The organism is Plantibacter sp. Leaf314 (genome assembly GCF_001423185.1).
Classification (GTDB): Bacteria; Actinomycetota; Actinomycetes; order Actinomycetales; family Microbacteriaceae; genus Plantibacter.
In genome coordinates this window covers 52,944-79,178 of sequence record NZ_LMOB01000001.1, presented here as the reverse complement: position 1 = coordinate 79,178, position 26,235 = coordinate 52,944, and the positions used below count along the sequence as shown (strand labels likewise).

Here is a 26,235-nt window from a genome sequence, read left to right as displayed (position 1 = left end):
GTCGGCGCCCGCGTCACGAGGCCGGAAGGACGACCCCGATCGGTTCGCGCTTCTCCGCCTGGAAGCGGTCCTCGGTCCGGCCGTAGGCCCAGTACCCGGAGAGCGAGAGCTGCGATCGGTCGAGCCCGCGCTGGGTGAGGAACAACTCGCGGAGGGCCTTCATCGACTCGCGCTCTCCGTGCGCGAACACCTGGACGCGGCCGGCGGGCCAGGGGTGACCGGCGATGGCGGTGGCCAGGAGGGCCGCCGCAGACTCGTCGCGAGCGGCGCGCCCGACCCAGATGAGCTGTACACCCGCCGGGCGGTCGAGCTCGATGAGGTCGTCGCGGCCACCGATCTCGATGAACGCGAGCCCCGTCGCTTCAGGCGGCAGGACCTCGAGTGCTGCGGCGATCGCCGGGACCGCGGACTCGTCTCCGGCGAACAGGTGCCAGTCGGCGGACGGATCGGGGCGATAGGCACCGCCCGGGCCGGCGAGGACGACGCGGTCCCCCGGTTGGGCGGCCGCCGCCCACGGGCCGGCCAGTCCCTCGTCGCCGTGCACGACGAAGTCGATGTCGATGGTGCGCGCCTCGCTGTCCACCCGTCGCACGGTGTACGTGCGGGTGACGGGGAGGTCCTCCGGCGCGAGGGTCGCTCGCAGCGCGGTGAGGTCGTAGGGCGGCTCCAGACCGAGCTCGGGCTTCGCGAAGTACAGCTTGACGTAACTGTCGGTGGCGTCCTTGGGCTGGAAGTCGGCGAATCCGGGCCCGCCGAGGGTGAGGCGCACCAGGTGCGGTGTGATCCAGGCGGTGCGGACCACCTCGAGGATCGTCTGCGGGCGGGGGGCTCGAGGTCGCGGTGTCGTCGTCATGATTGTCTCTATTCTGCCGTCGTTCGCTCGGTCTCGGCAGGGCGGATCCCGCTGTCATACTGGATCAATGGCTACGACCGCAGGCTGGTACCCGAACCCCGACGACCCGACGAAGGAACTCCGTTTCGACGGTGAGGCCTGGGGCGAGTCACGGGTGTTGCGGTTCCAGCGGGACAAGCCGGCGCAGACGGAAGCCGCCGGCTGGTACCCCCACCCGACGGACGACGAACGCCAGGTCCACTTCGACGGCCGGGCCTGGGACGACTCGCGGGTCCTCCAGCTGACCGGTGCCGCCTCCGGTGACGGCGAGCAGGCTCCGGTGTACGTCTCGGCGGCTGAACTACCGGCTCCCGAGCGCGAGAACCGCGCCTGGACGATCACGAAGACGGTGTTGTCGTTCGGTCCGATCATCGCCATCGCGATCGTCGGTGTCCTGGCGATCGTCTCAGGCGGCGGCAACTGACCCGAGGCCATCGACTGCGACGTTCTCCGCGCCGACGGAGCACCCGCGCCGTCGTCCGACCCGTGACGCAGCAGAGCGCCCCACCGGTCCGGTGGGGCGCTCTGCTGGAACCGAACTACTTGGCTGCGACGGCCTCTGGCGTCGCGATCGAGGAGGCGAGCACCTCGTCGAGGCCGGCGGAGGCTTCCTCGTCGGTCATCGCCTGTGCGAGGGCCAGCTCGGAGACGAGCACCTGGCGGGCCTTCTGCAGCATGCGCTTCTCACCGGCGGACACACCGCTGTCCTGGTCGCGGCGCCACAGGTCGCGGACGACCTCGCCGACGCGGTGGACGTTGCCACTCGCCATCTTCTCCTGGTTGGCCTTGTAGCGGCGCGACCAGTTGCCGGGCTCCTCGACGAACGGCTCGCGCAGGACGCCGTAGACGGCCTGGACGCCGTCGTGGTCGATGACGTCACGGACACCGACGAGGTCGGCGTTCGCGATCGGCAGCTTGATGGTGAGCTCGGACGTGTGCACGCGGAGCGTCATGACGTCCTGCTCGACACCCTTGATCGTCACCTTCGACAACTCGGTGATGGTGACCGCTCCGTGGTGCGGGTAGACCAGGGTCTCTCCAACGATGAACTGCATGGTTCCTCTTCTCTTCTCAGGTCGTCACCGGCGCTCTCGCACCGGCGTCGTCGTGCTCCGGCGCGTTCAGCTGCCGGATGATTCGGGGGTCTGCGTCGGCGGCGATGCACCGGTGGGTCGTTCCTCGAGCAGCCACGCGGGCAGGAGGGCGACCAGGGAGTCGACGAGTTCGTCGTCGGAGACGTCGATGCGGCCGTGTCGCCAACCGTCGACGAGTGACAGCGTGCCGCCGGCGACGTACGCGGAGACCAGCTCGACCGGGATGCCGGCGGGGACCCGGGTACGCTGCAGCAAGGCGGCGACCAGGTGGTCGGCGTGTTCACCGACGAGCGCGTCGAAGACCGCACGGGCGACGGGGAGCTCGAGCACGCTCGAGTAGAGCGGTGCGTCTTCGAGGAGCTGGCCGACCAGCCGACGGTAGGCGTCCTCGGCGCGCTCGCGGCTGCTCGCCCGCTCGCCGACCGGTCGCGTGGTGGCGGGAGCGGTGAGCCCCGCGAACTGCATGCGAAGGTAGGCCGCGGTCAGGTCGTCGAGGCTCGAGAAGTGCGCGTAGAACGAGCTGCGACTGATGCCGGCGACGCGGACGATGTCGCCGACGGACACGCGTTCCGGACGACCGGCGAGGATGGTCGCAACGGCGTCGAAGATCGTCTGGCGCGTCCGCTCGGCGCGAGGATCGCCCGTCACCCTGAGGACCGGAGCGAGACGCTCGACGGACAGGCTCGTGGGACGGCCGGAGGTGGACTGCTCGACACCGAGGGCGGATACTCCTGATGTGCGAGGCATTCAGGCCAGTGTACCACGACTTCTCGGACAGCTGTCCGAGACAGCCGGCGACGGCCCTGGCACACCCCTCCCGGGCACTGAGCGTGTCGAAGTGCCCACGAGGAACGCTTCGACAGGCTCAGGGACCGAACGTCGGAGGCGATGCGCGAAGCCCAGGGACCCGCGTCTCCCGGGCACACCCGCTCATCGCACTCACGTCACCCCTGCGCCGGGGCGGCGATGTTCACCAGCCAGGTGATGCCGAAGCGGTCCTGCACCATGCCGAAGGAGTCACCCCAGGGGGCCACACTCAGCGGCTGCTGGACCGTGCCGCCGTCCGAGAGCCGCTCGAAGTACTCGCGGAGTCGGGCCTCGTCGGTGTCCGGCCCGCTCAGCGACATCGAGAAGTTGTTGCCCTCGCGGTAGTCCATGTGCTTTGGCGTGTCCGATCCCATGAAGACGACCCCGGCGTCGCCGGTCAGCTGGGAGTGCATCACCAGATCGACCTCGTCCGGCTCGACCGCGGCACCGAAGTCACCGAACGTCGACACCGTCAGTTCGCCGCCGAAGACGCCCTGATAGAACTCCATCGCTTCGCGGGCTGTCCCGCGGAAGCCGAGGTACGGGTTGAGCGTGGTCATGATCGTCCCTTTCTCCTGGGCGGGTGCACCGTCGCACTCGTCTCGCGATCATTCTCAACCTCCGGCGTCGGATGCGCGAGCACGTTCTGGTGGCTCCGCCACGAGGGGCCGGGACGCCCACGGCTACTAGGCTCGTCTGGTGCCCTCGCAACCCCAGCCCCTCCGCATCGCGATGATCTCGCTCCACACCAGCCCCGGTGACGAGCCGGGTTCCGGTGACGCCGGCGGGATGAACGTCGTGGTGCGTCATCAGGCCGTCGCGATGGGCGCCGCGGGGCACGAGGTCGACGTCATCACCCGGCGGTCCTCCGTCGGCCAGCCGTCCTCCGCCGCCCTCGCCCCCGGCGTGACGCTGCGATTCCTCGACGCCGGACCCGCTGAGCCGGTCGCGAAGGGTCGACACGAGGAGTTCGTCGAGGGCTTCCGCTCGGAGCTCGCCCGGCTGCCGCGGTACGACGTCCTGCACGCCCACCACTGGTTCTCGGGCATGGCCGCACTCCCCCTCGCGCGTGAACTGGCGGTTCCGCACGTGCAGAGCTTCCACAGCATCGCCGCAGAGTCCACCACGCCGCTCTCCCACGGCGAACGCGCCGAGTCCCCCGGGCGTCTGGCAGGGGAGGCGTGGCTCGCTGCGGAGTCGGACGCCGTCGTCGCGATCAGCGCGGCCGAGGCCGACACCGCGATCACCCGACTCGGAGCCCGCCCCGATCGGGTGTCGATCGTGCCGCCCGGTGTCGACGGCACGCTCTTCCACCCGCTCGGCGGTGCCCGTTCCGGTCGTCCGACGGCGGTTGTCGCTGGTCGCCTGCACCCGCTGAAGGGCTTCGACCTCGCCATCGAGACCATCGCTGCGGTTCCGCTCGAACTGCGCCCGGAACTCGTCATCGCCGGCGACGTCTCAGTCGACTACGACCGCTATGCGGAGGAACTCGCCGCCCTCGCCCGTGACCTCGGTGTCGCCGACGACGTCCGCTTCGTCGGGCCGCAGTCGCGGGTCGGGCTCGCCACGCTGTTCCGCGAGAGCACGCTCGTGCTCGTCCCCTCCCACTCGGAGACGTACGGTCTCGTCGCGCTGGAAGCCGCGGCGAGCGGCGTGCCGACCGTCGTCGCCGCGTCGGGTGGCCTGCGGGAGGCCGTCGTCGACGGGGAGACCGGCATCGTCCTCGAGTCCCGCGATCCAGCGGTGTGGGGAGCGGCCGTCGCCGGGCTCCTGACCGACCAGACGCGACTCGCTCGCCTCGGCACCACGGCTCGCGAGCGCGCCGAGCACTTCGACTGGCAACGTTCCGGCGACACTCTGGTCGACGTCTACCGGCCCCTCGTCGCCGCCGCCCGGTCCCCACGAGGCTCGTCCGCGTCGACGTCCGCGTCGTGACCGACGGTCTCAGGCCGGCGCTCGAGCGCGCACGGACGGTCCTGGTCGCGCACGCCCACCCCGACGACGAGACGCTCGCGACGGGGGCACTCATCGCCGACCTCGTCGCCCGCGGGATCACGGTCGTCCTCGTGACCGCGACGCGGGGCGAGCGCGGCGAAGTCGTCGACGGCCCCCTGCGCACGCTCGCCGGAACCGCTGCACTCGCCGCGCACCGCGAGGCGGAACTCGCCGCCGCCTGCGCCGCCCTCGGGATCACCGCGCAGTACTGGCTCGGGACGCCGCCCGCCGCTCGACCGGGGACGACGACGCGGTACGTCGACTCCGGCATGCGCTGGGTGCGGGAGGGGCTGGCCGGGCCGGCCGACGACGTCCGACCGGAGGCGTTCTCGCTCGCGCCACTCGACGAGGTCGCCGGAGACCTGGCCGCGCTCATCGCACACATCTCCCCCGACCTCCTCATCAGCTACGACCACGGCGGAGGCTACGGACACCCGGACCACCTGCGGATGCACGAGGCGGCTCTCGCGGCGGCAGCGCGGACCAGGACACCCTTCGCCGAGATCGTGCACCACCAGGAATCCCTCGACCCCGATCACGATGACGCCGTCTGGTTCGACCTCCAACACCGGCTGCCCGAGGTCACCCGCGCGCTGCACGAACACGCCAGTCAGCTGACGGTCGACGGCACGCAGCTCGTGCACTCGGGTGGCCAGCGCGAGGACATCACCACCTCGGTCGGTCTCCGCCTCCGTACGCCCTAACCCGCCGCGGCGGGTTCGCGGTGCTCCCGAGGCATGCGGGCGGCGAGCACCGGGACGAGCAGCATGAGCACGACCGCCGAGCCGAACGCGGCGGGGAACGAGAAGGCGTCGAGCAGTGCCCCGGCGACCAGCGGGCCGACGATGGCGCCGAGATCCGATGTCGCCTGGAAGACCGCCACAGCGCGTCCGCCCCGTCCGCCGGCGGCGTCGCCGACAGCCGCCGCCGGCGCCGTCCCGAGGAATGCGGCCGCGACGCCGTAGACACAGAGCGCGACGACGAGCATCCAGAGCTCGCCGACGAAGGGCATCGCGAGGAGGGCCAGTGCAGCGACCGGGAAGGCCACCAGCATCGCCGGGCGTCGACCGACGGTGTCGACGAAGCGGCCGGCCGGCCCGAGCGCCAGGGTCTGGGCCACGGCTGCGATCGCGAACGCGACACCGGTCCAGGCCGCTTCCTCGTGCAGCGCCTCGACGACGAGCACGGGGACGAGCGCGCCGCGGACCCCCATCGACGCCCAGCCGTTGGCGAAGTTGGCCAGGAGGGCCGCCTGGTACCGACGGTCGCGGAGCACGGTGCGGAACGGTTCGGCGGGTGCTGCGTGCTCGGTGGGCGCGGCGATCCGACTGCCCCGCAGCATGACGAGGCCGAGGACACCCGCGATCGCGAGCGTCCCGGCGTAGAAGAAGAAGGGCGCCGTGAGCGAGATGGTCGCGAGCAGCCCACCGACGGCCGGGCCGGCCATGCCGCCGACGAGGAACCCGCCCTGGTAGAAGCCGACCGCCCGGCCTCGGCGGTGTGGCGCGGTCGTCCGCAGGAGCAGGGTCATGGCGGCCACGGAGAACATGGCCGATCCGATCCCGCCCGCGCCACGGAGCAGCAGCAGCTGCGGGTAATCCGCCGCCAGGCCGACCAACGCACTTGAGACGGCGACGATCCCGATCCCGGAGGCGAGTACCACCCGCTCGCCGATCCGGTCGACGAGCGCTCCGACGAACGGGTTCGCCACGAGGCGCATGAGCGCGAAGACGGAGACGACCGCTCCGACCTCGAGATAGCCGACCCCGAAGCTGCGGACGTAGACCGGCAACACCGGGATCACGACCCCGAAGCCGAGCATCACGAAGAACGCGACGCCACCGAGGACGAGGACCTCGCGACCGAGCGGCTCACGAGCAACGGCTCCCGCTCCGCCTGGGCGACGGAACGGGAGCCGGATCATGTTCTCAGGGTAACGGTGCGATCAGCCGATCGTCGCCGTGTCGATGACGAAGCGGTAGCGGACGTCGCTGCGGACGACGCGGTCGTACGCGCCCTCGACCTCGTCGGCGCCGATGAGCTCGATCTCCGAACCGATGCCGTGCTCGGCGCAGAAGTCGAGCATCTCCTGCGTCTCGCGGATGCCACCGATGTTCGAGCCTGCGAGCGAGCGGCGGCCTCCCACGAGCGAGAACACACGGAACTGCTGGGTGTTCTCCGGCAGGCCGACGAAGACCATCGAGCCGTTGAGCTTCAGCGTCGACAGGTACGCGTCGATGTCGAGGTCGGCCGAGACCGTGTTGATGATGAGGTCGAACCGGCCACGGAGCGACTGCAGCGTGCCTTCCTCGCCGGTGGCGTAGTAGTGGTCCGCTCCGAAGCGCTTGCCGTCGGCCTCCTTGGAGGTCGTCTGGCTGAGGACGGTGACCTCGGCGCCGAGTGCGTGAGCGATCTTCACGCCCATGTGGCCGAGGCCACCCATGCCGACGATCGCGACCTGCTTGCCGGGACCGGCACCCCAGTGCTTCAGCGGGGAGTAGGTGGTGATCCCGGCGCACAGCAGCGGAGCCGCCACGTCGAGCTCGATGCCCTCGGGGATGCTCAACACGTAGTTCTCGTCGGCCACGATCTGCTTGCTGTACCCGCCGTAGGTGGGCTCGCCGTCGTACTCGCGTCCGTTGTAGGTGGCGACGTTGCCCTTGAGGCAGAACTGCTCCTCGCCGGCGACGCAGTTCTCGCACTCGCGGCAGGAGTCGACGAAACAGCCGATGCCGACGCGGTCGCCGACCCGGTGCTTCGTGACGCCCTCGCCGACCTCGGTGACGACACCGGCGATCTCGTGACCGGGCACCATCGGGAAGATGGCCTTGCCCCACTCCTCGCGGGCCTGGTGGATGTCGCTGTGGCAGATGCCGGCGTAGAGGACGTCGATGACGACGTCGTTGGCCCGCGGAGCGCGGCGCTCGATCGAACCGACCTCGAAGGGGGCGTCGGCAGTGGGCTTGATGATGGCGGCGACGGTGGTCATAGGACTCCTCGAGCTGTGGGGGTTGGGGGGGGTGCCGTGGGGCGGGGTGATCGCGCCGGACAGCACCTTCGACGCTAGCAGCCCACTCCGCCCGGGCCTGCCCCAAGAGCTCACGTCCGAGGTGTGCTACGGCCGACCCGCCAGGTGTGAATCCCTGCAAAGTTGCTTGGCAGTTCCCGCAGAGGATCGCCGAGCTGGTGGCGCCGCGGGCCGAAGCCGAGCAAGGTGGGGAACTCGTATTCGCGAACGGAACGGAGAACACACATGCTCACCCTGACCGAGAACGCCGGCCGAGTCGTCAAGACCCTCGCCGAGAACGCACCACTCACCCCGGGACTGGTCGTCCCGGACGACGCGTCGTCGCTCACGCACGGCGCCGGACTGCGCATCAGCAGCTCCGACGACAACAACTTCGAAGTCACGATGACGGCGACGCCGCATGAAGCGGACCAGGTCATCGAGAGCGCAGGAGCCACCGTGTTCCTCGAGGAGTCCGCAGCGGTCGCTCTCAGCGACGCCGTCCTCGACGCGCAGATCGACGAGCAGGGCGGCGTGCGCTTCGCCCTCGGCAAGGCCGAATAGCCTCGAGCACCCACGGAACGCCCGGTGATCCACGATCACCGGGCGTTCGTGCATCCACGGGTCACTCCTCGGGGAGCTTCGCCCGACTCGGCTGCACCCGCGGCGGCTCCCCCGGCATCTTCGGGAAGTCGGGAGGGAACGGGAGCTCGCCCAGGCCCTGCTCGAGGTCCCGCTCCCACCACTGCAGGAGGACGTCGATCCGTCCAGGGTGATCATGCATCCCCGCCCACGGGTCGCCGACCGACCGCAACCGCTCGGGCACCGTCCTGACCGTGAACGCGCCAGGGTCGACCTCCGGCAGCTCGTCCCAGGTGACCGGGCACGAGACCGTCGCCGCCGCCAGGGCGCGCGGACTGTAGGCGCCCGCCATGGTCCGGTCGCGGTTCGCCTGGTTGTAGTCGACGAAGATGCGCTCGCCGCGTTCCTCCTTCCACCAGGAGGTCGTCACCCGGGACGGATCCCGCCGCTCCAGTTCGCGCGCCGCGGCGATCACGGCGTGACGGACGTCCAGGAACTCGTGCTCCGGCTCGATGGGGGCGAACACGTGGACCCCTCGGTTCCCGGAGGTCTTCACGAAGCCGGTCAACCCGACCTCCGTCAGCAGCTCCCGCAGCGAGGCGGCCACGCGGAAGGCGTCGGCGAAGTCCGTGCCCGGCTGCGGGTCGAGGTCGATCCGCAGCTCGTCGGGCCGATCGGGGTCGGCCGCCCGCGACGGCCATGGATGGAAGACGACGGTGTTCATCTGCGCCGCCCAGACGACCGCTGCCGCCTCATCGAGGACGAGCTGCGGGTGCTGCCGCCCGCTCGGGTACACGACGTCCACCGCACGCACATACGCGGGAGCGCCCTTCGGCGGGTTCTTCGAGAAGAACCACTCGCCGTCGACACCGCCCGGGAAACGTTGCAGCGACACGGGCCGGTCGCCGTTGGCGGTGAGGAACGCCGGCGCCACCTCGATGAGGTACTCGGCGAGCTCCTGCTTGGTGATGCCGGGCTCCTCCCAGAGCACGCGCTCGGGACTCGACAGCCGCACCTCCCGGTCGCCGTGCGGTCCGGGGACGGTGAGGACGATCGCGGTGCTGGCCATGCCGAACACGGTACGCGTCCGTCCGGAGGTCGTCACGAGGGTGGTGCTCATGGCCGGAGCGGAGTAGAACGGACACGTCCGCCGGACAGGCAGGCAGCCCTACTCTGGCGAAGGAGCCACCATGCGCGAGGTCCATGCGTCGCTGTTCCAGTCCGTCGACGGTGTCGTCGAATCGCCCGACCAGTGGCAGTTCGACCATTTCGACGCCGACATGGGGGCGATGATGACCGAGGCGATCTCACCGATCGACGACGTCCTCCTCGGCCGTGTGAGTTACGAGCAGTGGAGCGCGTTCTGGCCGACCGTCGACGGTGACGACCCGTTCGGCTCGTTCATCAACCCGGTTCGAAAGCACGTCGCCTCGCGCACGCTGACGGACCCTCTGGCCTGGGAGAACGCATCTGTCATCCCGAGCGCGCTCGAGTCGTTCGTCGCGGACCTCAAGGAGCAGGACGGTGGGCGCATCGCCGTGCAGGCGAGCATCTCCGTCGTCCGGCAGCTCCTCTTCGCCGGTCTCCTCGACCGCCTCACCCTCATGGTCCACCCGGTCGTCGCCGGCGGCGGGCGCCACCTCTTCGAGCCGAGCGACCCCGTGACGCGGCTGGAGCTCGTCCGCTCCGTGCAGACGAGCTCCGGCAACGTGCTCTCGACCTACGCACCCCGCAGCTAGCGGCGCGCGCGGTCGCGATCAGCCCAGGTGGACGGCCTGCTGGTCACCAGAGGGCAGGAGGTCCTCCTTGCGACCGCGGATGCAGACGACCGCGATGACGCTCGCGACCACGAGTCCGACCGCAGCGGCGATGAACGCGGCCGAGTAACCCTGGGTGAACGCCACCAGCTGCGACGTCTGATCGGTGACGGTCGCCTGGTCGGTGACGCTGGCGTAGACGGTGGTGAAGACCGACAGCCCGATCGAGCCGCCGATCTGCATGGAGGCGTTCGCCGTGGCGGACGCGGCGCCGGCATCGTGCGGGGCGACACCGGTCAGCGCCAGGTTCTGCATCGGCACGAAGACCATGGCCATGCCGACCCCGAGCACGACGAGCGCCGGGAGGACCTGCACGAAGTAGTTCCCGTCTGCGGTGATGCGGCTGAGGTACACGAGGGACGCCGCAGCGATCAGCGGACCGACGATGAGCAGGGGGCGCGGACCGATCGCCGGCAGGAGCTTGGTGGCGATGGGGGCGACGATCATGATCGCTGCGGTCATCGGCAGGGTCGCGATCCCCGCCTCGAGCGGCGGGAAGCCGAGCACGATCTGCAGGTGGAAGGTCAGGTAGAGGAGCGCACCGATCATGACGCTGCCGACGATCATCTGCATGAGGAAGGCACCACCGCGCACGCGGTCGGCGACGATGCGCAACGGCAGCAGCGGCTGGGCCACGCGCATCTCGATGACGACGAACAGGGCCAGGAGTCCGGCGCCGAGCGCGAGGAAGCCGATGGTGTCGATGCTGCCCCAGCCGCCCTCGGCGAGCGTGAAGCCGTAGACCAGGGAACCGAGCCCCAGGATGACCGTGACGGCGCCGAGCCAGTCGTAGCGGTTGTCGCCCTCGGCCTTGCTCTCGGTCACGAGGATGAGCCCGGCGATCAGGCCGACGATGACGAACGGCACGTTGACGAGGAGGCACCAGCGCCAATCGACGAACTCGGTGAGCACCCCACCGAGGATGAGGCCGACGGCCGCGCCGGCTCCGGCGACCGTACCGAAGACGGCGAACGCCGTGTTGCGGTCGCGGCCGTGGGTGAAGGTCACCGTGAGCAGGGCGAGCGCCGCCGGCGCCATGAGGGCCGCGAAGACGCCCTGCAGGCCGCGGGCGACGATGAGTTCGGTCCCGCTCTGCGCGAATCCGCCGAACGCCGATGCTGCGCCGAAGCCCACCATGCCGACGAGGTAGGTGCGCTTCCGACCCCAGTAGTCGGCGATCCGGCCACCGAGGAGGAGCAGTGCGCCGAAGGCCAGCGCGTAGGCCGTCACGACCCATTGACGCTGGGTGTCGGACAGGTCGAGCTCGCGCTGGGCGGCCGGCAGGGCGATGTTGACGATCGTGCCGTCGAGCACGACGATGAGCTGCGTCATCGCGAGGACGACGAGCACCCACCAACGGCGACCGGTCGAGCCGGACGGTGGTGCGGTGGCGTGGGATTTGGTGGCTGCGGACGCAGACATAGGGGACCTCCGAGCGAGGGGTGCGGGTGCTGGGGGTTTCCAGCCCCAGATCGATGCTCGACACACGGCGCGAATGCAGCACGGTGCGGACGATCAACCACCCCAACCACGAAGTCGGGCAGGCTTCCAGGATAGCGGATCCCTGACGCAACACGCCCGGCAGACCGCGGGATCAGTCGGCGGTGTATCGCTCCAGGACCGCCTCAGGCCGTTCCACCGCGGCGAAGTGACCCGTCCCGGCCAACGTGTGCACCCGGAGGTCGGGGACGAGCGCCGCGAGGACGGCCGCGTCGTCGGAACCGACGAAGACGTCTCGGCCGCCCATGGTGCAGCGGACGGGACAGCGCACACCGCGCCACCCGTGGAGGTCGTAGGCGGCTGCAGCACGCGTCGCCGCCAGGAAGGTCGCGGGTCGGACGTCCGCGGCGAGTGCGTCGACGACGGACCGGTCGAGGTCGTGGCGTCGTCCGAAGAGCGGTGACATGAGCGGCGCCAGGAGTCCGGCCCGGTTCAGGAGGCGGAGGAGTGCCGGGCCCCGAGAGCCCAGCACCTCCAGCACGCGCATGCCGACGAGCATGCCCGCGAACCACGGCAGGCGGACGCCGCCCGTCACGGGGTGACGGATCGCCTCGACGACGCCGACGCCGGTCGGCGAGACGAGGTCGACACGGATCGTGGCGTCGGGCTCGAGGACGGCGAGATCGAGTGCCACGAAGCCGCCGAGCGAGTGCCCGACGACCCGCCAGGAACGGTAGCCGAGCGCTCTGGCCACGGTCGCGACCGCGACCGAGAGCGCTCGGACGCTCACCGTCCCCCGAGCGGCCGTCGGTGACTCGCCCCACCCGGGGAGGTCCACGGCGATGACGTCGTCGACGACCGCGCCTCGCTCGTCGTCGGCGCGGAGGAACGGCGACCAGGTCGTCCAGGAGCCTGCCGCACCGTGCAGGAGGATCGTGGCCGGTCCCCCTGCCTCACGACCCGCTCGCACGGTGACGGGTCCGATGTCCGTGTCCACCGTGACGCGTCCGAGTCCCAGGGCGGTCTCATCGGCGGTGATGGCGGAAGCACGGTCGGGCACGGCAGGACGGGAGTGGTTCGAGGACATGCGGATCATTCGGAAACGAGGCACCATCCGGATCGGACGTCTGTCGGCGGCCGGCCCGCCTGCCGGGTGCGCAACCCCCCGTCGGCACGAGTCCGCGGCGGCTAGCGTGGTCTGATGCCTTCGAACGCACGCGCCACCGCAGACCACGCCGCAGGAACCGCCAAGAACAGCACGACCCTCCGAACGCTCGCCCGCACCGGCCACGCCGTCAACGGGCTCCTCCACGTCCTCATCGGCGGGATCGCCATCTCGATCGCGCTGTCGGGCGGCGGATCGGGCGGCGGGGACGCCGACCAGTCCGGTGCGCTCAAGACGCTCGCCGGCACGCCGGGTGGGATCGTGATCATCTGGGTCGTCGCCGCCGGCCTGCTGGCACTCGGGCTGTGGACCGTCATCGCGGCGTTCCTCGTCAGCGAGTCCGACACCCGGAAACGGTGGAGCAAGCGCATCTCGACCGCCGGACGCGCGATCGCCTACCTCGCCGTCGGATCCACGGCACTGACCTTCGCCCTCGGCGGCAGCAGCGACTCGTCGCAGTCCAGCACGGGCCTGACGGCGACACTCCTGTCCTCCCCCGGCGGGGTGTTCGTCGTCATCGCCGTCGGCCTCGTCGTCATCGGCATCGGCGGCTTCTTCGTCTTCAAGGGCGTGACGCAGAAGTTCCTGGAGGACGTGCACCCGCCGACCGGCACGGCCAAGCGGGCCGTCGTGGTTCTCGGGATCGTCGGATGGGTCGCCAAGGGGGTCGCGCTCGTCACGGTCGGGATCCTCTTCATCGTCGCCGCGGCCACGCAGGACGCGGAGAAGGCCTCCGGGATGGACGGCGCCATCTCAGCGCTCGCGGCACTCCCGTTCGGCGTCGTGATCCTGCTCGTGGTCGGTCTCGGCCTCATCGCCTACGGACTGTTCTGCGGCGCCCGCGCCCGCTGGGGCAGCCTCTGACCCGTTGAGGCGAACGCCTCGGGCGGCGACGCGGCGGCGTCAGCTCCAGACGATGTCCTGCAAACGCTTGCGTTGCGACTACCGTTAGGAGTATGACGTCTTCTGATTCCACGACGCAGCCCGAGGCGGAACCCGCCGGCGCTACGCAGACCTTCTCCGACCTCGGCCTCGACGACGCGGTGCTCAAGGTGCTGAAGGATGTCGGTTACGAGACCCCGTCCGCCATCCAGGCGGCCACCATCCCGCTGCTGCTCGAGGGACGCGACGTCGTCGGCCTCGCCCAGACGGGAACCGGGAAGACCGCCGCATTTGCCCTCCCGATCCTCTCCCGGCTCGACCTCGCGCAGAAGACGCCGCAGGCCCTCGTCCTCGCGCCGACGCGCGAGCTCGCCCTGCAGGTCTGCGAGGCGTTCGAGAAGTATGCGACGCACCTGCGCGGCGTCCACGTGCTCCCCGTCTACGGTGGCCAGGGCTACGGCGTGCAGCTCTCCGCGCTCCGCCGCGGCGTCCACATCGTCGTCGGCACCCCGGGTCGCATCATGGACCACCTGGAGAAGGGCACCCTCGACCTCACCGAGCTCAAGTACCTCGTGCTCGACGAGGCCGACGAGATGCTGAAGATGGGCTTCGCCGAGGACGTCGAGACGATCCTGGCCGACACCCCGAAGGAGAAGCAGGTCGCCCTGTTCTCCGCGACGATGCCGTCGTCGATCCGTCGCATCTCGGCCAAGTACCTGAACAACCCGGAAGAGATCACGGTCAAGACGAAGACCACGACCTCGGCCAGCATCACACAGCGCTACCTCACGGTCTCGTACCCGCAGAAGGTCGACGCCCTGACCCGCATCCTCGAGACCGAGAACTTCAGCGCGATGATCATCTTCACGCGGACGAAGAACGAGACCGAGACCCTCGCCGAGAAGCTCCGCGCCCGCGGGTACTCGGCCGCGGCGATCAACGGCGACGTGGCGCAGGTACAGCGTGAGCGCACCGTCAACCAGCTGAAGGCCGGCAAGCTCGACATCCTCGTCGCCACCGACGTGGCCGCGCGAGGCCTCGACGTGGAACGCATCAGCCACGTCGTGAACTACGACATCCCGGTGGACACCGAGTCGTACGTGCACCGCATCGGACGCACCGGCCGCGCCGGCCGCACGGGTGACGCGATCAGCTTCGTCACCCCGCGCGAGCGCCACCTGCTCAAGGCGATCGAGCGGGCGACCCGCCAGCCGCTCACCCAGATGCAGCTGCCGAGCGTCGACGACGTCAACGCCACGCGCCTCACCCGCTTCGACGACGCCATCACCGAGGCGCTCGGCCAGACCGACCGCATCGAGCGCTTCCGCGAGATCATCGGCCACTACGTCTCGCACCACGACGTCCCCGAAGCAGACGTCGCCGCGGCCCTCGCGGTCGTGTCGCAGGGCGAGACGCCGCTGCTGCTCTCCGCCGAGGACGAGCGTCGTCGTCGCGAGGAGTTCGACAACACCAACCGTGGCACCGACCGCGCCGGTCGCGACCGCCGCGACTCCGGCGACCGCGGCGCGCGGTTCGACCGCGGCGACCGTGGCGATCAGGGCGACCGTCCCGAGCGTCGCAGCCGTCCGTCCAGCGGACCGATGGCGCCCTACCGCATCGCGGTCGGTCGTCGCCAGAAGGTGGACCCGCGCCAGATCGTGGGCGCGCTCGCGAACGAGGGCGGGCTGAAGCGCGAAGACTTCGGCGCGATCCAGATCAAGCCGGACTTCTCGATCGTCGAACTGCCTGCGAGCCTCGGCAACGACGTCTTCGACCGGCTCGAGAACACCCGGATCAGCGGCAAGCTCATCGAGCTCCGCCCCGACCGTGGTGGCCCCGCGCGCCGGCGTGACGACGAGTCGGGCACGGGCGGCGGGTCATACGACCGCAAGCCGCGCTCCTAGCGCTCCGCGCACACGACGAGGGCCGGACGGAATCCTGGGATTCCGTCCGGCCCTCGTCGTTCCGCACCAGGCGGCGTCGACCTCAGTCGCGCGGGTCGAGGACGCTCGTGACCACGGCGTAGTCGGCGTCGAGGGCGACCTCGAGCTCGTCACCGTTGTCGAGGAGCACGTCGACCTCGAAGGCGACGCCGGGGTCGTCGCTGCGGTCGACGTCGGTCACCGTGCCACCCTTGGCCTCGGCGAGGGCCGCCTTCGAGGCCGCGTCCGACTCGTCCTGGGTGAGCGGCACGTCGTCGGCGTCCCTGACGTCGCGGTCGTCGGTGGTTCCGGCGGCGGCGTCGTCGGTGACGGGGCCACCGTCGCGATCGACGTTCGACGCCGATGCGACGCGGTCGTCGTCGGCGTCTCCGAACTCGTCCACCGCGTAGGCGGCACCGGCTCCGCCGAGGGCGAGGGCACCGACGACGATCGCGGTGATCCAGACGGGCTTGCGGCGCCAGAAGCTCGGCTTGGACGCGGGGGCTGCGGGGATGTTCGTGTGCTCGGTCGCCTCGACGCGCTCGACGGGCTCGATGCGCTCGGTGGCTGCGGTGGGCTGCGTGGGGTCGGTGGGCTGAGAGGCTGTGTTCTCGTTCATGTGCCCCAGACTGTCCGAGGAGCGCTGAAGCGGGCCTGAAGCGAGCTGAAGCCGCGTTCAGGAAGCGGGCGAAGCCGGCAGCGTCACGATGAACGCGGCTCCCCCGAGCCCGCTGTCCACGAGCTCGACCGAGCCGCCGTGCACCCGCACGACGTCGGCCACGATCGCGAGTCCCAGGCCTGATCCACCGGCGTCGCGGGATCGGCTCTCGTCGAGGCGCACGAAACGTTCGAAGACGCGCGCACGCAGCTCGACCGGCACACCCGGACCGTCGTCCTCCACGGTGATCCTCACGGACCGGCCGTCGGACGAGCATCCGAGACGGACCACCGAGCGCGCGTGCCGCGCAGCATTGTCGACGAGGTTCCGCACGACCCGCGCGAGCAGCGCCTCGTCGCCGTCGACCCTCGCCGCGGCGACCGACGACGACTCGATCCGCAGCCCACCGACGGACCGGAGACGGCCGGCCTCGGCCAGGAGCAGGTCGTCGACGTCGAGCGCATGCCGTCCGGCACCCGTCGCCCCCTCGTCGAGTTTCGCGAGGAGCAGGAGCGACTCGACGAGGGTCTGCATCCTGGCGCCTTCGTCGAGCACCGTCGCGGACAGCTCGGCGGTGTCGACCCGGTCCGGGTGGAGCGACGCGACCTCCGCGTACTGCCTGATGACCGCGAGCGGCGACCGCAGCTCGTGCGAGGCGTCGGACACGAAGCGGCGCTGCGCCGTCTGGGCGTCCTCCAGACGACCGAGCAACGCGTTCATCGTCCCGGCCAGGCGTCCGATCTCGTCGCCCGTCGCGGGCACGTCGATCCGTCGATGCAGCTCCCCCGCTCCCAGCTCCGAGACCTCGCGGCGGATGCGCTCCACCGGCGCCAGTGCCCGTCCGACGAGGAGCCAGGTGAGTGCGCCGATCAGCACGACGAGCACGGGGACGGCGACCAGCAGCAGCACCCCCACGAGTCCGACGGCGTCGTCGGTCTCCTCGAGGGAACGACCCGCGAGGACCACGAGGTCTCGTCCGTCGACCTCGAGGTCCTCGCTCGCGAACAGCACCGACTCGTCGTCGACGACGGCGACGAAGGAGTCGCCGTCCGGGACCGGGGTCGGCAGCTCGATCTCGTCGTCCGTCCGGTCGACGACGCGCCCGTCCTCGAGCAGCACCAGCAGCCGGCCGTCGTCCGCGGGCAGCGTCGTGGCGTCGGCGGCGGTCAGTTGCGCGGAGACGCTCTCCGCCTCGGCCGCCGCACTCTGCTCGACGCCGGATCGCAACGTCGCCGAGAACAGGCCGACGAAGACGATGGAACCGACGCCGAGGAACAGGGCGACGGCGAGCACCGAGCCCAGGGCCGCCCGAGCGCGGACGGACCGCCACGGTGCCCGGCCGGCGGTGTCCGGATCATGCCGCCCGGCGTCAGCCACGGCCGCCCACGAGTCGGTATCCGAAGCCGCGCACGGTCTCGAGCGACGCCCGCTCGAACGGCCGGTCCACCTTGTTCCGCAGGTGACCGACGTAGACCTCGACGATGTTGGGATCGCCCTCGAAGTCGTCGTCCCAGACGTTCTGCAGGACCTCGCGCTTCGACACGACCTCGCCGCCGCGCCGCATGAGGAACTCGAGGACGGCGAACTCGCGGGAGGTGAGATCGATCGGGACATCACCGCGGTGGACCTGCTTGGATGCGGGATCGAGCCGGAGCTCGCCGACCTCGAGGACCGCCGGGCGCTCGCGGGACCCCCGCCGGACGAGCGACCGGATCCGGGCCACGAGCACGGCGAACGAGAACGGCTTGCTCAGGAAGTCGTCGGCGCCGGTGTCGAGGGCCTCGACCTGGTCCCAGTCGCCATCCTTCGCGGTGAGCATGAGGATCGGCGTCCAGTCCCCCGCGTCGCGGAGCTGCTGGCAGACGCGGTACCCGCTCATGCCGGGCATCATGATGTCGAGGATGATCGCGTCGTACCGGTGTTCGCCGGCCATCCAGAGTCCGTCGACCCCGTTCGCGGCGACGTCGACGGCGAAGCCCTCGGCCTCGAGGCCCCTCCTGACGCCCTCGGCGAGACGTACCTCATCGTCGACGACGAGTATCCGCATGGGGTGTGACCTCTCGGCTCCGTGCCGTCGACGCTCGAGCGGCGCCTCCCAGTGTGGCGCGGGCAAGCTGAAGCAGCGCTGAAGCGACGCGGTCCGGCGCGGACGCCCGTACGCTGGAGCGGTGTCCGCCCCCACCGCCCTCGACCCGTGGGAGCAGTCCGTCGACGTCCGGGCGGACACCGGACCGGTACGCCGTCGACTCCCGCTCTACGAGGCGGGAGCGATCCCCGTGCCGTTCGTCATCCGTGGGAACACCGAGCGGATCGCACGCGACACCCATTGGGACGAACACTCGCACCCCACGCACGAGCTCCTGTGGAACGACCACGGCGCGTCCACCGCCACCGTCGGCGACCGTGTCTGGACCGTGACCCCGCATCACGCGCTCTGGATCCCGGCCGGCGTGCGCCATACCGGCTGGACGCCGGCCGGCACCTGGCAGCGGGCCGCGATGTTCAGTGTGGATCAGGTGCCCGCCATCTCCGAGCTGCCGACGGCGGTCGAGCTCACCCCGTTGCTCCGGCTCCTGCTCGACCGCCTGAGCGCGGCCGGGCTCGACGATCGCGCCAGGGCCACCACCGAGGCGACCATCCTGGACGTCCTCGAACCCGCCGAGCACGAGCTGCTCCTGCGCCTCCCCCGGTCAGCGCTCCTCGCGCCGATCGTCGAGCGCCTCCGCGCGAGTCCGTCCGACGGGACCTCCCTCGCGGAATGGGCGACATTCCTCGGCGTGAGCACCCGGACGGTGACCCGGACGTTCGAGTCGGAGACGGGACTCGGGTTCGCGCGCTGGGTCGCCGCTGCCCGGGTGCAGCACGCGATCACGCGTCTCATCGCCGGTGACGGCATCGACGAGGTGGCGGCGGCTGTCGGGTACCGCTCGACCACGGCGTTCGGCACGGCGTTCCGCCGGGTCACCGGGACGAGTCCAGGACGCTTCCGCGCGGGCTGAAGCGGCTCACGCGCCCGGTCCCTATGTGTCCGTTTCGCGAAGGAAGGCGTCGTATCCGCTCGATTGCGCTGCCACCGGCCGCCAGCTAACTTTGGTTAGGCAACCCTTCATCACCGCCGCTCCACGCGCGGTGCCGGTCTCCACCGGCCACCCTCTTCGAACCACAGACGACGTCCTCCGACGCCGTCGTTCGTCGTGCCAGCGCACCGGCGTCAGTCAGCAGCACCCGAAAGGACCCCATGCAGCGCGCACCACGTCTCGTCGCCCTCTCCGCGGCGGCGTTCCTCACCGTCGGCCTCGCGGCCTGCTCCTCGTCGTCAGCAGAAGAGGCGGCCGGCGGCGACGCCGGCTTCACGCCGATCACGATCGAGCACGCCCTCGGCACGACGACGATCGACGCCAAGCCCGAGCGCGTGGCCACCGTCAACTGGGCGAACCACGAGGTGCCCCTCGCCCTCGGCGTCGTCCCCGTCGGGATGGCCGCCGCCAACTTCGGTGACGACGACGGCGACGGCCTGCTCCCCTGGGTCGAGGAGAAGCTCGAATCCCTCGACGCCGAGACCCCCGTCCTCTTCGACGAGACCGACGGCATCGACTTCGAGGCGGTCGCCGACACGAACCCGGACGTCATCCTCGCCGCGTACTCCGGCCTCACGCAGGAGGACTACGACACGCTCAGCGAGATCGCGCCCGTCGTCGCGTACCCGGAGACCGCCTGGGGCACGTCCTGGCGCGACACCATCCTTTTCAACAGTGAGGCGATGGGCATGGCCGACGAAGGCGAAGCGCTCGTCACCGAGTTGGAGGGCGAGATCACCGAGGCCGCGAAGGCGTACCCGCAGCTCGAGGGCAAGACCGCGATGTTCCTCACCCACGTCGACACGAGCGACCTCAGCGAGGTCAGCTACTACACGACGCACGACACGCGCACCGCGTTCTTCGAGGACCTCGGCCTCGCGTTCCCGGAGAGCGTCGCGACGGCCTCCGCCGAGACCGAGCTGTTCTCCCTCACCCAGAGCGCTGAGCAGGCGGACGCCTTCAGTGACGTCGACATCATCGTGACCTACGGTGGCGACGAGCTCATCGCGGCGCTCGAGGCCGACCCGCTGCTCTCGCAGATGCCCGCCGTCGCGAACGGCGCGATCGTCGCGCTCCCCGGCACCAGCCCCCTCGGCACCGCCGCGAACCCGACGCCGCTCTCGATCTCCTGGATCCTCGGCGACTACCTCGAGCTGCTCGCGCAGGCGGCAGACAAGGCGGCGTGATCACCGGCACCGCCACCCCACCCGCCTCGGGTGTCGCCGTCGTGCGACGCCCGAGGCGGGTTCGCGGGCTCTGGCTCCTCGTCGCAGCCCTCGTCCTCGTCGCGGCCATGCTCTGCTCCGTCACCATCGGATCTCGGGACGTCGAGTGGTCGGCCGTCCTCGGCGCCTTCGCGGGCGGTGTCGACGGCTTCGACCAGGCCGCGGTGGCCAAGCGCATCCCCCGGACCCTCCTCGCCGTCGTCGCCGGCGCGGCCCTCGGCGTCTCGGGGGCCGTCATGCAGGGCGTCACCCGGAACCCCCTGGCCGACCCCGGCATCCTCGGCATCAACCTCGGCGCCTCGCTCGCGGTCGTCACCGGCCTCGCCTACTTCGGACTCGCCGCGGCGAGCACCACCATCTGGGTGGCCATCATCGGCGCCGCCGCCTCCGCCGTCTTCGTCTACACCGTCGGTTCGCTGGGCCGCGGCGGGGCCACCCCGCTGAAACTCGCCCTGGCCGGCGCCGCGACGTCCGCCGCGCTCGCCTCGTTCATCACCGCGGTCGTCCTTCCCCGCGGCGACATCGCGAGCAGCGTGCGGTCCTGGCAGATCGGCGGCGTCGGCGGTGGCACCTTCGTACAGATCGAACAGGTGCTGCCGTTCCTGATCGTCGGCCTCGTCATCTGCCTCCTGTCCGCGCGCGGCCTGAACTCGCTCGCCCTCGGTGACGACCTCGCGGCCGGTCTCGGTGAGCGCGTCGCGGTCGCTCGTGGAGCCGCGGCACTCGGGTCCGTCGTCCTGTGCGGCGCGGCCACCGCCGTCACCGGCCCCATCGGTTTCGTCGGGCTCGTCGTGCCGCACGCCTGTCGGCTCGTCGTCGGCGTCGACCACCGGTGGTTGCTCCCGTTCTCAGCCGTGATCGGCGCCGTCCTCCTCACCGTCGCCGACGTGCTCGGCCGGGTCGTCGCCCGCCCCTCCGAGATCGACGTCGGCATCATCACGGCGCTCATCGGGGCGCCGATCTTCATCGCGATCGTGCGCCGGCAGAAGGTGAGCGCCCTGTGAGCGTCGACGCACGGAGCACACACCCGACGATCGCCGGGCAGGAACCGTCCACACTCGATCTCGTCACCGCGGGACGCGGCGCGCGAATGCGGCGCCGAGGTCTCGTCATGGGCGTGCTCGGAGCGCTCATCGTCGCCGTGTTCCTCGTCTCCCTCATGGTCGGGAACACGCTCTACACACCGGTGGACGTCGTCCGCGTCATCCTCGGCGAAGACGTCGCCGGCGCGGGCTTCACCGTCGGTCGGCTCCGCCTCCCCCGAGCCGTCCTCGCGGTCATCGCCGGCGCCTCCTTCGGTCTCGCGGGGGTCACCTTCCAGACGATGCTCCGGAACCCGCTCGCGAGTCCCGACATCATCGGGATCAGCGCCGGATCGAGCGCCGCGGCGGCGTTCGCCATCGTCACCCTCTCGCTCGGCGCGACCGCGGTCTCCGTCTTCGCGATCGTCGTGGGCCTGGCCGTCGCCGTCCTCGTCTACCTGCTGTCGTACCGCAGCGGGGTGGCGGGCACGCGCCTCATCCTCATCGGGATCGGCATCGCGGCCATGCTCGACAGCGTCACCGCCTACATCCTGTCCCGTGCCGCCCAGTGGGACCTCCAGGAGGCGACCCGCTGGCTGACCGGGAGCCTCAACGGCACCAACTGGGCCCAGGTCTGGCCGGTCGTCGCGGCCCTGTTCGTGCTCGGACCGGTCCTCCTCGGCCAGTCGAGGAACCTCGCCGCGACCCAGCTGGGCGACGACACCGCCGCCGCCCTGGGGGTCCGGGTGGACCGCACGCGGTTGATCGTCATCGTGGCCGCCGTCGGCCTGATCGCGTTCGCGACCGCCGCCTCCGGTCCGATCGCGTTCGTCGCGTTCCTGTCCGGCCCCATCGCGTCCCGCATCGTCGGTCGCGGCGGCTCGATGCTCGTCCCCGCCGCCCTGGTCGGCGCGCTCCTCGTGCTGGTCGCCGACCTGGCCGGACAGTACCTGCTCGGTACCCGCTACCCGGTCGGCGTCGTGACCGGCGTCCTCGGCGCCCCGTTCCTCATCTGGCTCATCATCCGCACGAACCGCTCCGGAGGCTCGCTGTGACGCGGCCCCGCGGCGCTCCGACCCCCGTCTCGACTCCGCGCCCGGGAGGCACCCCGTGACCACCGATCATCAGCTCCTCGTCGAGCGACTCACCCTCGGATACGGCGATCGCACCGTCATCGAGCACCTGGACCTCGTCGTCCCACCGGGCAAGGTGACGGCGATCGTCGGCGCCAACGCCTGTGGGAAGTCCACCCTGCTCCGGTCGATGTCGCGTCTGCTCGCCCCGCGCGGTGGACGGGTCGTCCTCGACGGCAAGGAGGTCCACCGGACGCCGGCCAAGCAGCTCGCACGCACGCTCGGCCTCCTCCCGCAGTCGCCGATCGCGCCGGAGGGCATCACCGTCGCCGACCTCGTCGGTCGTGGCAGGCACCCGCACCAGGGCATCCTCTCGCGGTGGAGCACGGAGGACGACGTCGCCGTCGCCGCGGCGCTCGACGCCACCGAGACGAGCGAGCTCGCCGACCGGCATGTGGACGAACTGTCCGGCGGGCAACGCCAGCGGGTGTGGATCGCGATGGCACTCGCCCAGCAGACGGACCTGCTCCTCCTCGACGAACCGACCACCTTCCTCGACGTCAGCCATCAGGTCGAGGTGCTCGACCTCCTCACCGACCTCAACCGCTCCCGCGGCACCACGATCGTGATGGTGCTCCACGACCTCAACCTCGCCGCACGGTACGCCGACCACCTCATCGCCCTCGCCGGCGGGCGACTCCACGCGGCCGGCACGCCACATGAGGTGCTGACGGAAGCGACCGTCCGCGCCGTGTTCGGTCTCCAGAACCAGGTGATCACCGACCCCACCTCCGGGAAACCGCTCATGCTGCCCATCGGCCGACACCACGTCACCGTCGGGCCTGGTGCCGACGCCGACCGCGTCTAGGCTGGGCGCATGGGTGAGGACGAGCGCAGGAGACGGGCGGCCGAACAGGAGGCGCGTGCGCTCCGTGCGCTCGAGGCGATCAGGAACGGTGGCGACCTGGGCAAGGAGACGCTCGACCTGTCGAACGAGTACTCCGATTCCCTGGGCACCCGCGTCGCAGCATGGTTCCGCGGGGCGAGGCGACGGAAGGACTGACCCGGGTCAGTGCGCCGCGTCCGGGTGCACCGGGTGGTGGCTCGTGATCGAGACGCGGTTGAAGGCGTTGATGACGATCGCCAACCATCGGACCGCGGCGATCTGACCGTTCGTGAGCGTCGACAGGTCGTCGTCCGGCAGTCGCCGGCGGTGTTGCACGTCCGCGATGAGGGTGACGTCCTCGGTGATCGCGAGCGCCGCCTGTTCGACCGGGCTGAAGTAGGTGGTGTCCCGCCAGGCGGACAGGATCGCCAGGCGTTCGGTGGTCTCGCCGAGCGCGATCGCGTCGGCCACGTGGATGCGCAGGCAGTAGGCGCACCCGTTGATCTGGGAGGCGCGGATCCGGACGAGCTCGATGAGGCGCTTGTCGATGCCGGCGGCGAGCGCGGCGCGGCCCGCTGCACGACCGGTCTCGACGAGCGCCTGGTAGACCTCGGGTGATTCCTTGTCGAGCCAGACGTCGGCGCTCATGGGGTTCCTCTCCTCGCTCGGCGGGCGCGGTTCCGCAGCCCCTCGGTCCAACGCTAACGCGCACGACGGGAGGGACGTCACCGTGGCGGGATGTCGTGGCGGGTGACGACGACGGCCCCGAGCTCCTCGTACGGCTCGAGGACCATCCGGCGGGACCCGCAGGAAGCGCACCGGAGGTAGCGGAGGCGGCCCTCCGAGGTGGTGTGCGCCGACTCGGTCGTCCAGGCGTGCGGGTGTGCATCGGACAGCTCGGTGGTCGGAGCGGACGGCTGTGGTGGTGCGTCGAGGATGGTCATGCACCAACCATGATGTAATGGCGTTATGCATCTCAACCCTTACGGATCGTACGCGGTCCTGCTCGCCGCGTCACTCGCGAACGCCTGGCCCGACGACCGGGACGGCATCGTCGATCGCACCCGCGAGCACGGGATGACGATGCCGTTCACCGAAGCGGTCGACGACCATCGGCGGGTGCGCGCCGTCGTCGACGAGTGGCTGACGGTCGTGGACGCGACGGACGACCAGGCCAGGGCGGCGGCGCTCAACCGGCAGATGGCCTCAGCGGCCGCGTTCCCGCGGCTGACCGACCATGATGGTGAAGGCTGGCATCTCCACTACCGTGACGAGCATCAGACCCTGCCGGCGGTGCTCGCCGCCGTGATCAGCGTCGGGACGGCCCTGCACCTCACCACCCGGGGCATGCAGCGTCTCAGCCGCTGTGCCGCCGGGTCGGAACCGGGCGACACCTGTCGGAACGTCGTCGTCGACGTCACCCGCAACGGTCGGCAGCGGTACTGCTCGGTGCGGTGCGCCAACCGCTCGGGTGTGCGTCGGCACCGGGCGCGCGGAGGAGGCTCAGCCCGCTGAACGGGGGTCCGGCAGCAGGAACCAGACGCTCGCTCCCCCGAGCCCGGACTCGTCGATCTCGATCCGGCCACCGTGCGCCTCGACGATCCTCCGACAGGTCGAGAGGCCGATGCCGAGGCCGGCGACCTCGCTCCCCGCCGCACGCTCCATGAGATCGAAGACGCGTTCGCGCTGCTCCGGCGTGACACCGGGACCGTTGTCCTCGACCGCGACCAGCACCCCGGCGGAGACCCGTTCGGCCTGCACCAGCACGTGTGGGACGACCCCGTCCGCCGCACTGAACTTCACCGCGTTCGCGACCAGGTTCTGCAGCAGCGCGCGCAGCAGCGTCTCGTCGCCGTGCACCGGCAGCGGCGTGTCGACGACGACGGTCGCACCAGTCGCGACGATGACCGCATCGAGGTCTTCGATCACCGAGGAGACGAGCGGCTCGAGGTCGATCGTCTCGCGCCGCGGACGGGCGCCACCGATCCGGGCGAAGTCCAGCAGGTCGGTGATCATCGCCGCCATCCGGTCGGCGGCGGACTCGGCCCGGGCGAGCGCCTTCGCCGCGTGCGGTGCGTTCGCCATCTCGGGGCTGTCGGTCGCGAGTTCGAGGAACCCGGAGACCGCCATGAGCGGGTTGCGCAGGTCGTGGCTCACCTGTCCGGCGAACTGCGCGAGCTGCTCGTTCGATTGGCCGAGCTCATGCGTGAGGCGGAGCAGCTCGAGGACGTCGACGACCTGCCGGGCGAGCAGGTCCAGCGCCCGGCCGTGCTCCGGGGCGAGCTCGCGCACCCGGTCGTCGAAGATGCACAGGGTCCCGATGGGCACCCCGTCCGGCGTGACGAGTGGACTCGAGGCGTAGAAGCGGACGTTCGCGACCTCGCCGGTGACGAAGGGGTTCGACGCGAACCGCTCGTCCTCGCGGGCGTCGGGGACCATCGTGCGGGACTGCTGCTGGAACACGACCGCGCACATCGAGTCCTCACGCGAGCAACTCGCGGGCTCGAGCCCCACCGCCGCGACCTGGTGCTGGAAGCGGTCGTCGATGATGTTGATGACGGCCTTCGGCACGTCGCACATCGTCGCCGCCAATTGGACCAGGCTCTCGAGATCGGTCTCGGGCGGGCGGCCGACGATCTGGTACTCGGCGATCGCGGCACGCCTCGTGATGTCCTCTGCGGTGATCACGC

Annotated in this window: 29 protein-coding genes; 14 read left to right on the top strand and 15 right to left on the bottom strand. The window is 70.7% G+C overall.

Going from position 1 to position 26,235, the window contains the following annotated elements:
- Window positions 1–13: 13 nt before the first annotated feature.
- Window positions 14–853 (bottom strand): siderophore-interacting protein, encoded by an 840-nt coding sequence (locus ASF68_RS00400; RefSeq protein ID WP_056005331.1) that lies wholly within the window; start codon window positions 851–853, stop codon window positions 14–16.
- A gap of 67 nt (window positions 854–920) precedes the next feature.
- Here ASF68_RS00400 and ASF68_RS00395 point away from each other — a divergent pair, with 67 nt between their 5' ends.
- Window positions 921–1,316 carry a hypothetical protein gene (locus ASF68_RS00395; RefSeq protein ID WP_056005328.1) on the top strand — a complete coding sequence of 132 codons (396 nt, stop codon included), beginning with the start codon at window positions 921–923 and terminating at the stop codon, window positions 1,314–1,316.
- A 115-nt stretch (window positions 1,317–1,431) separates the two neighbouring features.
- Here ASF68_RS00395 and ASF68_RS00390 read toward each other — a convergent pair whose 3' ends face one another.
- The 3 genes from ASF68_RS00390 to ASF68_RS00380 form a co-directional block, all read right to left on the bottom strand.
- On the bottom strand, window positions 1,432–1,947 hold the full coding sequence (locus ASF68_RS00390; RefSeq protein ID WP_056005325.1) for a CarD family transcriptional regulator: 516 nt from the start codon (window positions 1,945–1,947) through the stop codon (window positions 1,432–1,434).
- Between the two features lie 66 nt (window positions 1,948–2,013).
- A complete protein-coding gene (locus ASF68_RS00385) occupies window positions 2,014–2,733 on the bottom strand; it encodes a TetR/AcrR family transcriptional regulator (RefSeq protein ID WP_082498417.1) in 720 nt (239 codons plus the stop codon).
- 197 nt (window positions 2,734–2,930) lie between these two features.
- Window positions 2,931–3,356, bottom strand: a complete 426-nt coding sequence (locus tag ASF68_RS00380; RefSeq protein WP_056005319.1) for a VOC family protein — start codon at window positions 3,354–3,356, stop codon at window positions 2,931–2,933.
- Window positions 3,357–3,492: 136 nt separating this feature from the next.
- On the opposite strand from ASF68_RS00380, the gene ASF68_RS00375 reads away from it, so the two are divergent.
- Both ASF68_RS00375 and ASF68_RS00370 read left to right on the top strand, forming a co-directional pair.
- Window positions 3,493–4,728, top strand: coding sequence for a glycosyltransferase (locus tag ASF68_RS00375; protein ID WP_157580130.1), 1,236 nt, complete (start codon window positions 3,493–3,495; stop codon window positions 4,726–4,728).
- Window positions 4,725–5,492, top strand: a complete 768-nt coding sequence (locus ASF68_RS00370) for a PIG-L family deacetylase (RefSeq protein ID WP_082498416.1) — start codon at window positions 4,725–4,727, stop codon at window positions 5,490–5,492. Before ASF68_RS00375 ends, ASF68_RS00370 begins: the two co-directional genes overlap by 4 nt.
- On the opposite strand, the gene ASF68_RS00365 is transcribed toward ASF68_RS00370, so the two are convergent.
- A complete protein-coding gene (locus tag ASF68_RS00365; protein ID WP_056005316.1) occupies window positions 5,489–6,712 on the bottom strand; it encodes an MFS transporter in 1,224 nt (407 codons plus the stop codon). The two genes, ASF68_RS00370 and ASF68_RS00365, sit on opposite strands and share 4 nt — an antisense overlap.
- Window positions 6,713–6,733: 21 nt before the next feature.
- Entirely contained in the window at window positions 6,734–7,777 is a 1,044-nt protein-coding gene (locus ASF68_RS00360; RefSeq protein ID WP_056005313.1) for an NAD(P)-dependent alcohol dehydrogenase, read from the bottom strand.
- 264 nt (window positions 7,778–8,041) lie between these two features.
- Here ASF68_RS00360 and ASF68_RS00355 point away from each other — a divergent pair, with 264 nt between their 5' ends.
- Complete coding sequence (locus ASF68_RS00355; protein ID WP_056005310.1) at window positions 8,042–8,359, top strand: hypothetical protein; 318 nt, start codon at window positions 8,042–8,044, stop codon at window positions 8,357–8,359.
- 61 nt (window positions 8,360–8,420) lie between these two features.
- Here ASF68_RS00355 and ligD read toward each other — a convergent pair whose 3' ends face one another.
- Entirely contained in the window at window positions 8,421–9,446 is a 1,026-nt protein-coding gene (gene ligD / locus ASF68_RS00350; protein ID WP_056011113.1) for a non-homologous end-joining DNA ligase, read from the bottom strand.
- Between the two features lie 121 nt (window positions 9,447–9,567).
- Between ligD and ASF68_RS00345 the strand changes: the two genes are divergently transcribed.
- Entirely contained in the window at window positions 9,568–10,116 is a 549-nt protein-coding gene (locus ASF68_RS00345) for a dihydrofolate reductase family protein (RefSeq protein ID WP_056005307.1), read from the top strand.
- Window positions 10,117–10,134: 18 nt separating this feature from the next.
- Here the strand turns inward: ASF68_RS00345 and ASF68_RS00340 are convergent, their stop codons facing one another.
- Both ASF68_RS00340 and ASF68_RS00335 read right to left on the bottom strand, forming a co-directional pair.
- Window positions 10,135–11,616 carry an MFS transporter gene (locus ASF68_RS00340; RefSeq protein ID WP_056005304.1) on the bottom strand — a complete coding sequence of 494 codons (1,482 nt, stop codon included), beginning with the start codon at window positions 11,614–11,616 and terminating at the stop codon, window positions 10,135–10,137.
- Window positions 11,617–11,788: 172 nt separating this feature from the next.
- Entirely contained in the window at window positions 11,789–12,721 is a 933-nt protein-coding gene (locus ASF68_RS00335; protein ID WP_162239327.1) for an alpha/beta fold hydrolase, read from the bottom strand.
- A gap of 114 nt (window positions 12,722–12,835) precedes the next feature.
- Here ASF68_RS00335 and ASF68_RS00330 point away from each other — a divergent pair, with 114 nt between their 5' ends.
- Window positions 12,836–13,663 (top strand): DUF1206 domain-containing protein, encoded by an 828-nt coding sequence (locus ASF68_RS00330; protein WP_056005298.1) that lies wholly within the window; start codon window positions 12,836–12,838, stop codon window positions 13,661–13,663.
- A 92-nt stretch (window positions 13,664–13,755) separates the two neighbouring features.
- Window positions 13,756–15,585: a DEAD/DEAH box helicase gene (locus ASF68_RS00325; protein WP_056005295.1), complete on the top strand. Its 1,830-nt coding sequence runs from the start codon at window positions 13,756–13,758 to the stop codon at window positions 15,583–15,585.
- Window positions 15,586–15,667: 82 nt separating this feature from the next.
- Here the strand turns inward: ASF68_RS00325 and ASF68_RS00320 are convergent, their stop codons facing one another.
- The 3 genes from ASF68_RS00320 to ASF68_RS00310 are packed head-to-tail and all read right to left on the bottom strand — an operon-like array spanning window position 15,668 to window position 18,308.
- The gene (locus tag ASF68_RS00320; protein WP_056005291.1) at window positions 15,668–16,222 is read right to left on the bottom strand and encodes a hypothetical protein; all 555 of its coding nucleotides are present in this window, start codon (window positions 16,220–16,222) and stop codon (window positions 15,668–15,670) included.
- A 57-nt stretch (window positions 16,223–16,279) separates the two neighbouring features.
- Window positions 16,280–17,638 (bottom strand): cell wall metabolism sensor histidine kinase WalK, encoded by a 1,359-nt coding sequence (locus ASF68_RS00315; protein ID WP_056005288.1) that lies wholly within the window; start codon window positions 17,636–17,638, stop codon window positions 16,280–16,282.
- The gene (locus ASF68_RS00310; protein WP_056005284.1) at window positions 17,631–18,308 is read right to left on the bottom strand and encodes a response regulator transcription factor; all 678 of its coding nucleotides are present in this window, start codon (window positions 18,306–18,308) and stop codon (window positions 17,631–17,633) included. Before ASF68_RS00310 ends, ASF68_RS00315 begins: the two co-directional genes overlap by 8 nt.
- A 121-nt stretch (window positions 18,309–18,429) precedes the next feature.
- On the opposite strand from ASF68_RS00310, the gene ASF68_RS00305 reads away from it, so the two are divergent.
- The 6 genes from ASF68_RS00305 to ASF68_RS00280 all read left to right on the top strand — a co-directional run bounded on the left by ASF68_RS00305 (window position 18,430) and on the right by ASF68_RS00280 (window position 23,722).
- Complete coding sequence (locus ASF68_RS00305; protein WP_082498414.1) at window positions 18,430–19,260, top strand: AraC family transcriptional regulator; 831 nt, start codon at window positions 18,430–18,432, stop codon at window positions 19,258–19,260.
- A 239-nt stretch (window positions 19,261–19,499) separates the two neighbouring features.
- On the top strand, window positions 19,500–20,525 hold the full coding sequence (locus ASF68_RS00300) for an iron-siderophore ABC transporter substrate-binding protein (RefSeq protein WP_056005280.1): 1,026 nt from the start codon (window positions 19,500–19,502) through the stop codon (window positions 20,523–20,525).
- On the top strand, window positions 20,525–21,568 hold the full coding sequence (locus ASF68_RS00295) for an iron ABC transporter permease (protein ID WP_235526807.1): 1,044 nt from the start codon (window positions 20,525–20,527) through the stop codon (window positions 21,566–21,568). The genes ASF68_RS00300 and ASF68_RS00295 overlap by 1 nt, the downstream gene beginning before the upstream one ends.
- An 86-nt stretch (window positions 21,569–21,654) precedes the next feature.
- Window positions 21,655–22,641, top strand: a complete 987-nt coding sequence (locus tag ASF68_RS00290; protein WP_082498619.1) for an iron chelate uptake ABC transporter family permease subunit — start codon at window positions 21,655–21,657, stop codon at window positions 22,639–22,641.
- A gap of 55 nt (window positions 22,642–22,696) precedes the next feature.
- Window positions 22,697–23,527: an ABC transporter ATP-binding protein gene (locus ASF68_RS00285; protein ID WP_056005274.1), complete on the top strand. Its 831-nt coding sequence runs from the start codon at window positions 22,697–22,699 to the stop codon at window positions 23,525–23,527.
- Window positions 23,528–23,536: 9 nt separating this feature from the next.
- Entirely contained in the window at window positions 23,537–23,722 is a 186-nt protein-coding gene (locus tag ASF68_RS00280; protein ID WP_056005271.1) for a hypothetical protein, read from the top strand.
- A gap of 6 nt (window positions 23,723–23,728) precedes the next feature.
- On the opposite strand, the gene ASF68_RS00275 is transcribed toward ASF68_RS00280, so the two are convergent.
- Together ASF68_RS00275 and ASF68_RS00270 are read right to left on the bottom strand one after the other, a co-directional pair.
- Window positions 23,729–24,193 carry a carboxymuconolactone decarboxylase family protein gene (locus ASF68_RS00275; RefSeq protein WP_056005268.1) on the bottom strand — a complete coding sequence of 155 codons (465 nt, stop codon included), beginning with the start codon at window positions 24,191–24,193 and terminating at the stop codon, window positions 23,729–23,731.
- A gap of 77 nt (window positions 24,194–24,270) precedes the next feature.
- Window positions 24,271–24,489, bottom strand: a complete 219-nt coding sequence (locus tag ASF68_RS00270) for a hypothetical protein (RefSeq protein WP_056005266.1) — start codon at window positions 24,487–24,489, stop codon at window positions 24,271–24,273.
- 25 nt (window positions 24,490–24,514) lie between these two features.
- Between ASF68_RS00270 and ASF68_RS00265 the strand changes: the two genes are divergently transcribed.
- The gene (locus tag ASF68_RS00265) at window positions 24,515–25,060 is read left to right on the top strand and encodes a CGNR zinc finger domain-containing protein (protein ID WP_056005262.1); all 546 of its coding nucleotides are present in this window, start codon (window positions 24,515–24,517) and stop codon (window positions 25,058–25,060) included.
- Here ASF68_RS00265 and ASF68_RS00260 read toward each other — a convergent pair.
- Window positions 25,049–26,233: an ATP-binding protein gene (locus tag ASF68_RS00260; protein ID WP_056005259.1), complete on the bottom strand. Its 1,185-nt coding sequence runs from the start codon at window positions 26,231–26,233 to the stop codon at window positions 25,049–25,051. The genes ASF68_RS00265 and ASF68_RS00260 overlap by 12 nt on opposite strands.
- Window positions 26,234–26,235: the final 2 nt, after the last annotated feature.